This is a genomic window from Effusibacillus sp. SKA8, from assembly GCF_058273125.1.
Genome location: NZ_JBZCSF010000002.1, coordinates 21,426 through 35,509 on the forward strand (window position 1 = coordinate 21,426; position 14,084 = coordinate 35,509).

Below are 14,084 nucleotides of genomic sequence, written 5' to 3' on the forward strand. Positions count from 1 at the left end.
GATCCGCTAAACTATCCATCTTGTTCTCTTATTGTATAATTTTTTTAACGGAACAAAAAGGTGCCGAAAGCACTAATGTTTCCGTTAAACCTTAATAAGAAAAGCCCGCATGGCGCGGGCCGTTTGGCTTACAAATTTCGCCGGTACTGTCCCCCCACCTCGTACAGCGCCCGGGTAATCTGCCCCAACGAGCAGTATTTGACGGTTTCCATCAACTCTTCAAAAATGTTGCCGCCATCCTGCGCAACTTTCTGCAAACGCTTCAGCATCTCCGGCGCCTTGTCCCGGTGTTTCGCCTGAAATTCCCGCAGATTGGCGATCTGCAGTTCTTTCTCTTCCTTGGTCGCGCGGGCCAGTTCGATCTTCGGAGGCTCATAGTCTTCCGCCAGACTTGTCGGATTTTCGAAGGTATTCACCCCGATGATCGGCAGTTCTCCACTGTGCTTCAACTGCTCGTAATACATCGACTCTTCCTGGATTTTCCCGCGCTGGTACTGTGTCTCCATCGCACCCAGCACGCCGCCGCGGTCGTTGATCCGCTGAAACTCCGCCAATACCGCTTCTTCCACCAGATCGGTCAGCTCTTCAATGATAAACGATCCCTGCAGCGGATTTTCGTTTTTGGCCAATCCGAACTCCTTCGCGATAATCATCTGGATGGCCATTGCCCGCCGGACAGACTCTTCCGTCGGCGTCGTGATCGCCTCGTCATACGCGTTGGTGTGGAGGCTGTTGCAATTGTCGTAGATCGCAATCAGCGCTTGCAGCGTGGTGCGGATGTCGTTAAAGTCGATCTCCTGCGCATGCAGGGAACGCCCCGACGTTTGGATGTGGTACTTCAGCTTCTGCGAACGCTCGTTGCCGCCGTATTTGTATTTAATGACCGTCGCCCAGATGCGGCGTGCCACCCGGCCCATCACCGAATATTCCGGATCCATGCCGTTTGAGAAGAAGAACGACAGATTCGGCGCAAAATCGTCAATGTGCATGCCGCGGCTCAGGTAGTATTCGACGTACGTAAACGCATTGGACAGCGTAAAAGCCAACTGGGAGATCGGGTTCGCTCCCGCTTCCGCAATGTGATAGCCGGAAATCGAGACGGAATAGTAGTTGCGCACTTTGTGGTCGATAAAGTATTGCTGGATGTCTCCCATCATCCGCAGCGCGAACTCGGTGGAAAAGATACAGGTGTTCTGCCCCTGATCCTCCTTCAAAATATCCGCCTGGACGGTGCCGCGAACGTTCGACAGGGTATCGGCTTTGATCTTTTCGTACTCTTCGGTGCTCGGCTGCCGGCCGTTTTCCCGGGCGAACTTCTCGACCTGCTGGTCGATGGCGGTGTTCATATACATCGCCAGGATAATCGGAGCCGGCCCGTTGATCGTCATCGAAACCGAAGTCGACGGATGACAGAGATCAAACCCGGCGTAAAGTTTTTTCATATCATCAAGCGTGCAGACAGACACGCCCGATTCGCCGATTTTCCCGTAGATGTCCGGCCGGTAGTCCGGGTCGTGGCCGTACAGCGTCACCGAATCGAATGCGGTGGACAGCCGTTTGGCGCTGTCATTTTTGGACAGATAGTGAAAACGGCGGTTCGTCCGCTCCGGAGTTCCCTCGCCGGCAAACTGCCGCTTCGGATCTTCGCCTTCCCGTTTGAAGGGAAACACGCCGGCGGTGTACGGGAATTCGCCGGGAACGTTTTCTTTCAGGCTCCATTTCAGGATTTCGCCCCAATCCGCAAACTCGGGCAACGACACTTTCGGAATCCTCAACCCGGATAACGAGGTGGTGTACAGCTTGGTGCGGATCTCCTTGTCCCGCACCCTGGTTACGAATTCGTCCCGGCGGTACGCTTCCTTCAGCGCCGGCCAATTTTCCAGTATCCGTTTGCATTCCGGGTGCAGCTGGCCTTCAAAATGAGCGATCTGTTGATCGAGTGACCGCAGCAATCCGGCGTCCGCCCCGGCCTTGGCCAGCGTCTCTTTTGCGCCGTTTAACTGGTACAGTTTGCGGGCGATGGCGACTTGCTCGTCGGTAAATTTTTTGTAATTTCGCACCGTGTTGACGATCTCGGCGAGATACATCGTCCGCTCCGGCGGTACAATGTAGTTTTTCCGGCTTTTGGTCTCCGTGATTTCCAGCGAGGATTTCCAGTCGGTACCGCACTTGCGGTTAATCGTGTCGATCAGGGCGCGGTAAAACACGTTGGTTCCCGGATCGTTAAACTGGCTCGCAATGGTGCCGTACACCGGCAGTTCCTCGTCTTTGACATGGAACAGATTATGATTGCGCTGGTACTGCTTCCTGACGTCCCGCAGCGCATCCTCCGAGCCTTTCCGCTCAAATTTGTTGATGGCGATCAAATCCGCGTAATCGAGCATGTCGATTTTTTCAAGCTGGGAGGGGGCTCCGTATTCGGAAGTCATGACATAGACCGCAACATCGGACACTTCCGTGATTCCCGCATCTCCCTGGCCAATTCCCGACGTTTCCACAAGAATCAGGTCGAATCCGGCCGCCTTGACCACGTTGATCGCGTCGGCAATGGCGGAAGAAAGCTCCGTCCTGGACTTGCGGGTCGCCAGCGAACGCATGAACACCCGCGGACTGTTGATCGAATTCATCCGGATCCGGTCTCCCAGCAGCGCGCCACCGGACTTCTGCTTGGACGGATCAACCGACAGGATGGAGACCGTTTTGTCGGGAAAGTCATTCAGAAAACGGCGAACCAGTTCGTCCGTCAAAGAAGATTTTCCGGCGCCACCGGTTCCCGTGATCCCGACGACGGGAACGTTGCAGACTCTCTCTTTTACGGCAGACAGAACCGCTTCGGCTGCAGGCGCGGATTGCGTGACGCCTTGCCCCGACAGCGGAGCCCTGTCCGCGTCGCCGTCCTTCGCCCTGACCGCTTCTTCCGCCAGTGTAATCAACCGGGCAATCGCCCGCGTGTTTTTCTCCCGCAGCCGCTCGACTTCGTCACGCAGTTCGCGGACTGTCGGAAAATCGCTCAACTGCAGCATGTGGTTGATAATTCCCTGCAGTCCCATGCGCCGCCCGTCGTCGGGCGAATAGATTTTGGCGATGCCGTACGCTTCCAGCTCGCGGATCTCGTCGGGTACGATCACCCCGCCGCCGCCGCCGAAGATCTTAATGTGGCCAGCCCCTTTTTCCTGCAGCAGATCATACATGTACTTAAAATATTCCATATGTCCGCCCTGGTAGGAACTGACCGCAATGCCTTGAACGTCTTCCTGGATCGCCGCGTTGACGACTTCTTCGACGGAGCGGTTGTGTCCGAGATGAATCACTTCCGCTCCCGAAGCCTGCAGGATCCGCCGCATGATATTGATCGAAGCGTCGTGTCCGTCAAACAGGCTGGATGCGGTGACAAAACGGATTTTGTACTTCGGACGATAAACGGTTGTTTCCATAAAACTCCCTCCTGTTTCAACCGAACGATCGGTTGTGAAATGCCGTTGCTTTGCCTTTCAGCGGCCGGCCGCGAGCAGTGCAAACGCCTCAAAGTCAGTTCAGTACATTCCCGTTAACGGGCTGCATCCCCTTCAGGATTAAAGAGGTTTGATGTTCGATATATTCCTCCAACGTGTAGTGTCGGCTGAGGACCCAGCGCCGGAATGCCCACATCTGCCCCAACACGACAATGTTGTGCGCCATCAGCTTGACGTATCCCGGCTCAAGGGACAGCGAGCCATCCTTGATTCCGCGCTCCAAAATCCGTTCAAAGCGGCTGGTGATTTCGTCTTCTTTTGCCAGGACGTAGCGCAGCATGTCGGGCGGAAGGGATTTCATCTCCTGATAGAGCATGAGTACGTGATCCTGCATGCCATCCATCACGCGAAAGAAGTCGCGGATCGCGTTGACCAGCGTTTCCCGCCCCGTCCGGCCATGCGTCATTTCTTCGTCCAGTTTTTGCTCCACGTCGGAGTGAATAAAGTCGCAGACCAGATACAAAACGTCTTCCTTCGACTGGATATACTCGTAAAGCGTTCCGATCCCAAGTCCGCTTTCCCGGGCGATCTCGCGGGTCGTCGTCTTGTGAAACCCCTTTTCGATAAACAAATCGACGGCGGCCCGTATAATCTGCCCCCTGCGAATTTTCACAAGTTCCTGATCCTTCACCAGAGAAGGTATCGGTTTCGTTTTGTTGGTCACTCGAACTCCCTCTTCCCGTCTCGACGATTTTGCAGTCAAAAAGGTTTCTCCCGCGTCGAATCAACGCCGCACCATTTCGACCGAGCGCTCGTTCAGGTCGATGATATAATAGTACTCCCTCTCCCGAACATCCGTCAATCATTTTTTCGAACATAAAGTATCTTGCCGGAAAAAGCACGCTGCCAAGAATCGAAACACTTCGTTTCGACAGGGTACTTTCCCATTGCCCAAATTTGTTTTCGGATTCATTTCCGGGATTTTCGCCTCCAATGCCGGGACATCACTTGTTTAATGATCATGTGTGCTCTCATGTACTCTTCATCCTCAATCAACTTCATCTCATACAGGTCTTCGAGTTCCGATTCCATCAAAGCGGCGTCGTCGAGTTCATTGCCCGTATACACGAAAATCCCGAATCGCTTCAGCAACTCCCGGACTTCATACAGAGATGTTTGCATGTTTCCTTGTCCTTTCGTTTCGACCCCTAGTTGTACACATGTCGATAGGATAAAATTTGGGTTTATAAAAAATACCCTGCACGCAGCAGAGCATTTTCCCGGGACAATTGGCAACCGTTGGCCGCAAACACGGTCTCAGGCTCCCAGATACGCTTGTTTGACTTCTTCCGATTCCGCCAATTCCGCGGCGTTTCCGGACAGAACGATCTTGCCCGTCTCCAATACATAGGCGCGATGGGCAATCTTCAACGCTTGATTGGCATTCTGCTCCACGAGCAGGACGGTTGTGCCCGCTTGGTTAATCTCCCGAATGATCCGGAAGATCTCCTGCACCAGGAGCGGAGCCAACCCCATCGACGGTTCGTCAAGCAAAAGGAGTTTCGGTCGCGCCATCAACGCCCGGCCGATGGCCAGCATCTGCTGTTCGCCGCCCGACAAGGTTCCCGCCTGCTGTTTCCTTCGTTCCAACAAACGCGGAAACCGCTCGTACACTTTTTCCAGATCCGTTTTGATTTCCTTGTCGCTGCGCAGGAACGCTCCCAGTTCAAGATTCTCCTCCACCGACATGTTGGCAAACACGCGCCGTCCCTCGGGACAATGAATCAAACCCGCTTTTACGATCAACTGTGCCGGATTTCCCGCAATCGGTTTTCCCAAAAATTCGATCGTCCCCGCCTTCGGCTTCAAAAGACCGGACAATGTCTTCAACAGTGTGGATTTGCCGGCGCCGTTCGCGCCGATCAAAGTCACGATCTCGCCCTGGCTGACCGTCAGGCTGACCCCTTTCAGCGCATGAATCGCCCCATAATACACGTTCAGATTCTCCACCTTCAGCATTCGGGCCTACACCTCCTGTCCCAGGTACGCTTCAATCACTTTCGGATCGGACTTGATTTCGGCCGGCGTTCCGTGGGCGATCAACAGCCCGCGGTCCAACACATAAATCCGTTCGCAAACTCCCATCACCAGCGACATGTCATGTTCGATCAGCAGAATCGTCAGATCGAACTCCTGCTGGATCCAGCGGATCAAATTCATCAAATTCTGGGTTTCCTGCGGGTTCATGCCGGCAGCCGGTTCGTCCAGCAGCAGCAGTTTCGGCCGCGCGGCCAATGCGCGGGCAATCTCCAGCCGGCGCTGTTCCCCGTATGGCAAGTTTTTCGCAAGCTCGTCTTTTTTGCCGTCCAACTTGAAGATCTTCAAAAACTCGAGCGCCTTTTCGGCAATCTCCGCTTCGCCTTTGAAATGGGCCGGCAGCCGCAAAATGGACGAGAAAACGGAATGTTTCGCATGTTGGTGATAGGCGACCTTGACATTGTCTATGACCGACAGATCGCCGAACAGACGGATGTTCTGGAAAGTCCGGGCAATTCCCCTTTGGGTGATTTGGTAAGGCTTGAGTCCTCCGACAGACTCGCCGTTCAGGATGATTTTCCCTTCCGAAGGCTCATATACGCCGGTCAAAAGATTGAATACCGTCGTTTTGCCGGCGCCGTTCGGCCCGATCAACCCGACCAGTTCCCCTTTGCGGATTTGCATTGAAACATCGGATACCGCTTTTAACCCTCCGAAGGAACGGCTCACCTGTTGAACATCAAGCAGAAGTGGTTGTGTCATGGTGATCCCTCCGCTTTGTCAGAAAGCTGAACGAGAACTCGCGCGTTCCCATGATTCCGCTCGGCCGGAAGATCATGATCAGAATCAGCAGCGCCGAATAGATGATCATCCGGAGTTCCGGGTAATCCGCCAGCAGGGTGAACAACATCGTCAGCACAATCGCGCCGACAATCGCCCCCGATGTGCTGCCCAATCCCCCGAGTACGACAATCACGAGGATTTCAAACGACTTGATAAAATTGAAACTACCCGGGGTGATAATGTAGAACATATGAGCGGACAGTCCGCCCGCCACACCGGCAAAAAAGGCGCCAATCACAAACGCCATCACTTTGTACTTCGTGGTATTGATCCCCATCGCCTCGGCCGCAATCTCGTTCTCGCGGACGGAGATACAAGCCCGTCCGTGGGTGGAATTGACAAAGTTATTGATGACAACAACCGTAACAAGCGTCCAGACAAAGACCCAGGTCCAATCGGTTTCTTTCGGGATGCCGCTCAAACCGGCCGCGCCGCCGACGTACTCGGTGTTGATCCAGACAATCCGGATGATTTCACCGAAACCGAGAGTGGCAATCGCAAGGTAGTCGCCTTTTAAGCGCAGCGACGGAATCCCGATCACCAGACCTGCCGTCGCGGCCGCCAGCCCGCCAAGAATCAAAGCCGCTACGAACGGCATACGATAGTCCAATGTCAGAATCGCCGAGATGTAAGCCCCGATCGACATAAAGCCGGCGTGTCCGATGGAGAACTGCCCGGTGAACCCGTTGATCAGGTTCAGGGAGACCCCCAGGATGATATTGATGCAAATCAATATCAATGTCGTTTCGGTTTGATCACTCAGTACGCCGGTTTGCAGCAACACCTGGCACAACGCGTAAATCAGGATACTGACAACGATTCCGATCCAGAAACTCTTGTTTTGTACGCGCACGGGTGCCACCTACACTTTCTCGCGAACATTTTTGCCAAACAAGCCGGAAGGTTTAAAGATCAGGATCAATATCAGGATGGCAAACGCCACTCCGTCACGCCACAACGAATATCCGAAGGAAGACACTCCGGTCTCGATCACACCCAGCAACAAGCCGCCGACCATCGCCCCCGGAATGATGCCGATTCCGCCGAGAACTGCCGCGATAAACGCTTTTAGGCCGGGGATCACGCCCATGAACGGGTCGACCGAGTTGTAGGTCATGCCAAAAATCACGCCGGCTGCCGCCGCCAGCGCGGAGCCAATCGCAAAGGTTGCGGAAATCGTCGTGTCGACGTTGATTCCCATCAGGCGGGCCGCTTCCAGATCGTAAGACACCGCACGCATGGCCTTCCCGATTTTCGTCCGGTGAACAATGAATTGCAAAATCAACATCAAACCGATTGTAACCAACAAAATCATGATTTGGTTGGAGTCAATCTGAATCCCCCAAATATTGTACTTCGTTTTTTCGATGATTTCCGGGAACCCTTTGACCTGCGGCCCCACGAAAAAGACGCCGCTGTATTCAAGCAGGAAGGAGACGCCGATGGCGGTAATCAAAGCGGCAATGCGGGTTGCATTTCGCAGCGGTTTATAAGCGGTGCGTTCGATTACGACCCCCAGCACGGCGCTTGCCGCCATCGCCACCAGCAAGGCGATCAGAAAAATCCCGATTTTGCTTTGCATCCCTTCCGCCTCAAGCGCCTGTACGGTGAACAGCCCGACAAACGCCCCGACCATGAACACGTCGCCGTGGGCAAAGTTGATCAGCTTGATGATTCCGTATACCATCGTGTATCCAAGTGCGATGAGAGCGTAGATGCTACCGACCGATATTCCGTTGATGAGCTGCTGGACAACGTAGTCCATACGGGCCCCTACCCCTCTTTCTTGTCAGTATAAACGGGGGACACAGGGTCCCCCGCCTTCCTCCTAAGGATTGACCTTCGTTTTGAACGTTTGCTTGCCGTCCTTCATTTCGATAATAACGGCGGATTTGACAGGATTATGTTTCTCGTCAAAGGTGATTACACCGGAAGCGCCTTTGTAATCCTTGATCGAAGCCAACGCATCCTTGATCTTGACGGGATCCGTGCTGTTCGCTTTCTTGATCGCTTCCGCAATCAGCTTCACGCTGTCGTAGCCGAGAATTGCGAATCCATCCGGCGTCTTGTTGTACTCCTTCTTAAACGCTTCAACAAACGACTGCACTTCAGGCGTTTTGTCGTCTGCCGCATAGTGATTGGTAAAGAAAGTGTTGTTCAGGTTGTCGTTGCCCGCAATTTTGCCCAGTTCCGGGCTGTCCCAGCCGTCGCCGCCAAGGAACGGCACCTTGATTCCCAATTCACGGCCTTGCTTGACAATCTTGCCCACTTCTTCATAGTAACCCGGCACATAGACCACATCCGGATTCTTGTCTTTCATGCGGGTCAATACCGCTTTGAAGTCGGTGTCACGTTTCTGGTAGTTCTCTTCCGCCACAATCTGGCCGCCGTTTTTGGTGAACTGTTCTTTAAAAGATTTCGCCAAACCTTTGGAATAATCGTTGGAAGAGTCAACGTAAATCGCCGCAGTTTTCGCTTTCAGGTCGTTTGACGCGAATTTGGCCGCCACAGTGCCTTGGAACGGGTCGATGAAGCAGGCGCGGAAAGCGAATTCGTTGACCTTGCCGCTTCTTTCGTCAACCGTAACTTTTTCGGCAGTACCCGACGGCGAAATGAACGGCACCTTTTTCGCGGTTACTTCCGGAATCATGGCAACCGACTTACCGGAGGTCGCCGCCCCAACGATCGCAACCACATTTTGTGAAAGCAGTTTTTGCGCGGCGCGGATCGATTCCTCGTCCTTGGAAGCGTTGTCCGCTTCAATCAATTCCAACTTTTTCCCCAACACTCCGCCTGCCTCGTTGATTTGCTTGACGGCGAGTTTCGCTCCGTCGCGGGCGGAAGAACCGTAGGACGCCACGTCACCGGTCAATTCCAGATTGGCGCCGATTTTGATGGTGTCCCCGGTGGCGGCTCCCCCGTTCGTGTTATTTGCCGCCGGCTTGTTGCCACACCCTGTAAGCGTGCCGAGCGCCAGGGTCATAATGGCTGTTGCAGCAATCCATTTTTTCTTCAAATTTGACTACCCCTTTCATCGTTTGGTCTTTCTCTGATCCTGCCAGTAAAAATCTCAATTATCCTAGGATTCATAGTACATGATCGGCGAAAAACAATCACCTTTTATTTTTTTCTATTATTAGAATTTAGAGTCAAAATTCACTTTAAATCTTACGATTGCTCATAAAGGAAACTGATCGGTTTAAAATTCAAAAAAGAGAATTGTATGAGGAGATTGTACATAGTATGATGGGGTTAGGACGGCTTGGAAAGGATGTCTGGTTTTGGAGAATCGACAGGTCAATCGGTTTCAGGTCTGGTTTCAGGCGGTTCGTTTCCCTTCGATGACCGCGAGTTTGATTCCCGTCATGTTGGGGGGCGCTTTTGCCGTAATGGATCGTGCCTTCCAAAGCATCCCGTTTTTGCTGGCTTTGCTTGGCAGTATGCTGATCCAAGCCGGGACGAACTTGTTTAACGATTACTTCGATTACAGATCCGGCGTGGACCGACCCGGTTCGCTGTCGCAAAGCGTTATCCAACAAGGATGGCTGACTGCCGCCCAAATGTACCGGGGCGGCATTGTCTGTTTTGCCCTTGCCGGCGGGATCGGCCTTTATCTGGCGGCTAAGGTTGGCAACGCGGTATTGGGGTTCGGATTACTCGGATTTTTTCTCGGATATTTTTATACAGGCGGGCCGTTTCCGTTCGCGTACCGCGCGCTGGGTGAATTGGTCGTTCTGTTGACAATGGGGCCACTGTTGGTGCTGGCCACTTACTTCGTGCAGGTGGGAATGCTCCGCTGGACCGTGTTTTTGGGGGCCGTGCCCGTCGGTCTATTGGCAACCGTCATCCTTCACGCCAACAATTTGCGGGACAGGGAACTCGACCCGGCAACGGGCAAGACCACATGGGCCAACCTGCTCTCCGAAAAAGGGGCCAAACAGGTATTGGCCGCACTCGTCGCGCTGGCGTATGTGATTCAGACAATACTGGTGGCCACCGGCATGCTGCCCACACTCTCCCTGATTAGCCTCTTGTCTCTCCCGCTGGCCATCACGGTCATTCGCCGGACCTGGCAAAGCACAACCCCGCTCGAAATGAATCTGGTACTGGGACTCGCCGTGTTGCTGCATCTTCTGTATGGAATGGCTTATACGCTGGGGCTGTTCAGTTCGGTGCTGTTAACGTAAAAATTTGGAAAACCGCTGAAGGATTCAGCGGTTTTTTTGCAGCTTTTTGCGATCCGGTTCCGACAGCAACGACAAGTACTGTTCAGGAATCGGCTCGCCTTTTTTCAACAGTTCCAGCACTTCGACCAAATATTGATAGGATTGTCCGTTGTACACCGTTTGCCCGTTTGGCGGCACAGCTTTCGGCAACTGCGGTTGGCGTTCCCGCCCTTGCATGGAAAGTTCCTTGTCCGGCGCTTTGGATTCACCATCCGGCGGTTGTTGCGAAGGGGCTTCCGCCGACTGCTTCGGCGCACCCTCGGAAGACCGCCCTTCGGCGGCCGCCTGCGTCTCTGCTTCCCCCAGCACCACATACGCGGTGCCCAGCACGGTGACTACGGAGAAACAAGACTGGACAATCCAGATTTTGGTTATTCCGTTTTTCCCTTCAGATCGCATCTGGATGAACGTCACCGTCATCGATACGATCATCAAAACGATTGCGACCAACAGCAGGATCGGCAACATGGAAAGATCACCACGAACGAAACGAATTTTTTCGGGTATGATTTCGGGTATGATTATTATTCGCCGGCGTTCTTTCCGATTCCTGCCCCGTCAGTTCACATATTTTTCGGCTTCGATCACCTTCGCCGCAATCTCGCGCTTCAGCGCCACCGTGTTGACCGGGTTGTAACGGACGAGTTTCTTGAAAATCGCCAACTGGGTCCGCAGCATGTCGCCTTCTTCCATAGCCGCCAGGGTTTCGCGGCCCAGCCCCTCGATCCGCCCAAACGCTTCGTTGGTGTAAACGCGGGTCATGGCCACCTTCAGCCGCGCCGCTTCCGCATCTTTGGCAAGCGCCTTTTTGGCGCGAAGCAACGCCGATTCGATCACGTAAATTTCAATCATCATATCCGCCAAATTAGCAAGGATTTCCTGCTCTTGCTCGATCTTTTGCTGATACTTCTGAACCGCCAGCCCTCCCACCATGAGAAACGCTTTGCGGGCCTGTTCCAGCATCAATTCTTCCGCTCCAAGCGGAGATTCGTCCGGCATCTGCGGCGTCAGGCTCATCAGTTCCGACTGCAGTTTTTGGGCGGCCTGCAGCAACGGAATGTCGCCCTTCATCGCTTTTCGGAGCAACTGGCCGGGAATCAACAGGCGGTTGATTTCGTTCGTCCCTTCAAAAATCCGGTTGATTCTCGAATCCCGGTACATCTGCTCAATCGGATACTCCTGAATGAAGCCGGCGCCGCCGTGGATCTGAACACCCTCATCCACAACGCTGTCCAGCGCCTCGGAGCCAAACACCTTGGCGATCGAACATTCGATTGCGTACTCCTCGATCAGTTTCGCTGCGGTTCGCCCTTTATCGTCGGGATCGGCAAAATCGGCAAACGCGTCTTCATAAAGCCCGCCGATGCGATAGATCAGCGATTCCAGCACGTAGGTTTTGATGTTCATGTCGGCCAATTTTGCGCCAATCAACGGAAACGAAGAGATGGGACGGCCGAACTGTCGGCGTTCGTTGGCATATTGCGCAGACAGTTCGATCGCCTGCTTGCAGGAACCGACACACCCGTTGCCCAGCTTGTAACGTCCGAGGTTCAGAATGTTGAAAGCGATAACGTGCCCGCGGCCTGCTTCCCCCAACAGGTTCTCAACCGGCACCCGGACGTCTTCCAGCATCAATTGGCGGGTGGAAGAACCTTTGATCCCCATTTTCTTCTCCTCGACGCCGGTGGACACCCCCGGAAACGTCCTCTCCACGATAAAAGCGGAGAACTTCTCGCCGTCAATCTTCGCGTATACCACGAACACATCGGCAAAACCGGCATTTGTAATGAATTGCTTGGTGCCGTTCAAAATGTAATGGCTGCCGTCTGCGGACAGTCTGGCGGTGGTTTTGGCGGCCAGCGCGTCAGAGCCGGAACCCGGCTCGGTCAACGCGTAAGCGGCAATCCATTCCCCGGTCGCCAATTTCGGAAGGTACTTCGCTTTTTGTTCCTTCGTGCCGAAATAGACGATCGGCAACGACCCAATCCCGACATGGGCGCCATGGGAAAGGGCAAACGAACCGGCGCGGACAAAGTTTTCGGTGATCAGGCTGGAGGAGATTTTGTCGAGGCTGAGTCCGCCGTACTCCTCCGGCACGTCAGCGCCCAAAAGCCCCAGTTCCCCCGCTTTCTTCAGAAGTTTGACCGTCAATTCAAGGTCCAATTGTTCAAGTTTTTCCCGGTGCGGTGCGACTTCCCCCGCGATAAAATCCGCCGTGGTTTTCGCGATCATTTTCTGTTCGTCGCTGAAATCTTCCGGTGTGAACACGTCGTTTGCGTTCGTTTGTTCGATGATGAAACTGCCGCCCTTGATTCTGTTTTTGGTTGTCATGATAATGACCCCTCCTTTACACGATTTCGAATACGCCTGCAGCGCCCATTCCGCCGCCGATGCACATCGACACAACCCCGTATCTGCCGCCCCGGCGGCGCAATTCGTTGATCAGGGACACGGTTAGCTTCGTTCCGGTGCATCCGAGCGGATGCCCAAGCGCAATCGCTCCGCCGTTGACGTTCACTTTCTCCACATCCAATTCCAGATGGCGGATGACGTAAACCGCCTGCGAAGCAAACGCTTCGTTGATTTCAAACAGATCGACATCCTCTTTCGAAATCCCCGCCAGCTTCAACGCTTTCGGAATCGCGGCAATCGGCCCCACGCCCATGATGTCCGGGTCGACCCCGCCGACCGCAAAGGAACGGAACACCGCCAGCGGTTTCAGGCCAAGCGAGACCGCTTTTTCGGCCGACATCACCATTACGGCCGCCGCACCGTCGGACGTCTGGGAAGAATTCCCCGCCGTGACGGACCCCTGCACGTGAAAAACGGGCTTCAGCTTGGCAAGCGTGTCCATGGTTGTCTCAGGGCGAACTCCTTCATCGGTGTCGAAGATGAACTCTTTTACCGCAACCTTTCCGTCTTCGAACGATTTGATCCGCACCTTGACCGGGATGATCTCGTCTTTGAACAATCCGTCCCGGATCGCAGCCGCCGCCCGCTGGTGAGAACGAACCGCAAACGCGTCCTGGTCTTCCCGGGTTACGTTGAAGCGCCTCGCCACTTGCTCGGCGGTATGCCCCATCGACATGTAGATCTCCGGCTTGTGTTCCGCAAGCCACGGATTCGGCGCCAGCTTGTAGCCGGTCATCGGCACGTGGCTCATGCTTTCGACGCCGCCGGCCACGATCACTTCCGCCTGCCCGATCATGATTTGCTGGGCAGCCAGCGCAATCGCCTGCAGCCCTGACGAACAAAAGCGGTTCACCGTCATGCCGGATACCGGATTTGGCAGTCCGGCCCGCTGCGCCACAATGCGTCCGAGGTTCATGCCTTGTTCGCCTTCGGGCATCGCGCACCCGATGATCACATCTTCGATTTCCGCGGGGTCCAGGCCCGGGGTGCGGCGAACCAGTTCCCCGACCACCATGCCGCCCAGATCTTCCGGACGCATTTGTCGAAGCGAACCTTTGGGCGCTTTGCCGACCGCGGTCCGGACACCCGCAACAATTACCGCTTCTCTCATTCC

12 protein-coding genes are annotated in these 14,084 nt (G+C 54.3%); 1 reads left to right on the top strand and 11 read right to left on the bottom strand.

Features of this window, described 5'->3' with window-relative positions; all coding sequences use genetic code 11:
- Positions 1-128 precede the first annotated feature (128 nt).
- From icmF to AC4ED1_RS02395, 8 genes are all read right to left on the bottom strand, one after another.
- On the bottom strand, positions 129-3,434 hold the full coding sequence (icmF, locus tag AC4ED1_RS02360; protein WP_490935804.1) for a fused isobutyryl-CoA mutase/GTPase IcmF: 3,306 nt from the start codon (positions 3,432-3,434) through the stop codon (positions 129-131).
- Between the two features lie 94 nt (positions 3,435-3,528).
- A complete protein-coding gene (locus AC4ED1_RS02365) occupies positions 3,529-4,176 on the bottom strand; it encodes a TetR/AcrR family transcriptional regulator (protein WP_490936081.1) in 648 nt (215 codons plus the stop codon).
- Between the two features lie 245 nt (positions 4,177-4,421).
- Complete coding sequence (locus AC4ED1_RS02370) at positions 4,422-4,634, bottom strand: YqgQ family protein (protein WP_490935805.1); 213 nt, start codon at positions 4,632-4,634, stop codon at positions 4,422-4,424.
- Positions 4,635-4,769: 135 nt separating this feature from the next.
- Positions 4,770-5,471, bottom strand: coding sequence for an ABC transporter ATP-binding protein (locus AC4ED1_RS02375; protein ID WP_490935806.1), 702 nt, complete (start codon positions 5,469-5,471; stop codon positions 4,770-4,772).
- 6 nt (positions 5,472-5,477) lie between these two features.
- A complete protein-coding gene (locus AC4ED1_RS02380; RefSeq protein ID WP_490935807.1) occupies positions 5,478-6,251 on the bottom strand; it encodes an ABC transporter ATP-binding protein in 774 nt (257 codons plus the stop codon).
- Positions 6,229-7,185: a branched-chain amino acid ABC transporter permease gene (locus tag AC4ED1_RS02385; protein ID WP_490935808.1), complete on the bottom strand. Its 957-nt coding sequence runs from the start codon at positions 7,183-7,185 to the stop codon at positions 6,229-6,231. Before AC4ED1_RS02385 ends, AC4ED1_RS02380 begins: the two co-directional genes overlap by 23 nt.
- Positions 7,186-7,194: 9 nt before the next feature.
- Positions 7,195-8,097, bottom strand: a complete 903-nt coding sequence (locus AC4ED1_RS02390) for a branched-chain amino acid ABC transporter permease (protein ID WP_490935809.1) — start codon at positions 8,095-8,097, stop codon at positions 7,195-7,197.
- A gap of 63 nt (positions 8,098-8,160) precedes the next feature.
- Complete coding sequence (locus tag AC4ED1_RS02395) at positions 8,161-9,348, bottom strand: ABC transporter substrate-binding protein (RefSeq protein WP_490935810.1); 1,188 nt, start codon at positions 9,346-9,348, stop codon at positions 8,161-8,163.
- Positions 9,349-9,613: 265 nt separating this feature from the next.
- Between AC4ED1_RS02395 and menA the strand changes: the two genes are divergently transcribed.
- Positions 9,614-10,519, top strand: coding sequence for a 1,4-dihydroxy-2-naphthoate octaprenyltransferase (gene menA, locus AC4ED1_RS02400; protein ID WP_490935811.1), 906 nt, complete (start codon positions 9,614-9,616; stop codon positions 10,517-10,519).
- A 24-nt stretch (positions 10,520-10,543) separates the two neighbouring features.
- On the opposite strand, the gene AC4ED1_RS02405 is transcribed toward menA, so the two are convergent.
- From AC4ED1_RS02405 to AC4ED1_RS02415, 3 genes are all read right to left on the bottom strand, one after another.
- Positions 10,544-11,026, bottom strand: coding sequence for a hypothetical protein (locus tag AC4ED1_RS02405; RefSeq protein ID WP_490935812.1), 483 nt, complete (start codon positions 11,024-11,026; stop codon positions 10,544-10,546).
- 90 nt (positions 11,027-11,116) lie between these two features.
- On the bottom strand, positions 11,117-12,889 hold the full coding sequence (locus tag AC4ED1_RS02410) for an acyl-CoA dehydrogenase FadE (protein WP_490935813.1): 1,773 nt from the start codon (positions 12,887-12,889) through the stop codon (positions 11,117-11,119).
- Positions 12,890-12,905: 16 nt separating this feature from the next.
- Entirely contained in the window at positions 12,906-14,081 is a 1,176-nt protein-coding gene (locus AC4ED1_RS02415) for an acetyl-CoA C-acetyltransferase (RefSeq protein ID WP_490935814.1), read from the bottom strand.
- Between the last annotated feature and the right edge of the window lie 3 nt (positions 14,082-14,084).

Coding starts and splice junctions, on each gene's coding strand:
- icmF (WP_490935804.1), bottom strand. CDS start 3,434: ATGGAAACAACCGTTTATCGTCCGAAGTACAAAATCCGTTTTGTCACC.
- AC4ED1_RS02370 (WP_490935805.1), bottom strand. CDS start 4,634: ATGCAAACATCTCTGTATGAAGTCCGGGAGTTGCTGAAGCGATTCGGG.
- AC4ED1_RS02375 (WP_490935806.1), bottom strand. CDS start 5,471: ATGCTGAAGGTGGAGAATCTGAACGTGTATTATGGGGCGATTCATGCG.
- AC4ED1_RS02380 (WP_490935807.1), bottom strand. CDS start 6,251: ATGACACAACCACTTCTGCTTGATGTTCAACAGGTGAGCCGTTCCTTC.
- AC4ED1_RS02390 (WP_490935809.1), bottom strand. CDS start 8,097: ATGGACTACGTTGTCCAGCAGCTCATCAACGGAATATCGGTCGGTAGC.
- AC4ED1_RS02405 (WP_490935812.1), bottom strand. CDS start 11,026: ATGTTGCCGATCCTGCTGTTGGTCGCAATCGTTTTGATGATCGTATCG.
- AC4ED1_RS02410 (WP_490935813.1), bottom strand. CDS start 12,889: ATGACAACCAAAAACAGAATCAAGGGCGGCAGTTTCATCATCGAACAA.
- AC4ED1_RS02415 (WP_490935814.1), bottom strand. CDS start 14,081: ATGAGAGAAGCGGTAATTGTTGCGGGTGTCCGGACCGCGGTCGGCAAA.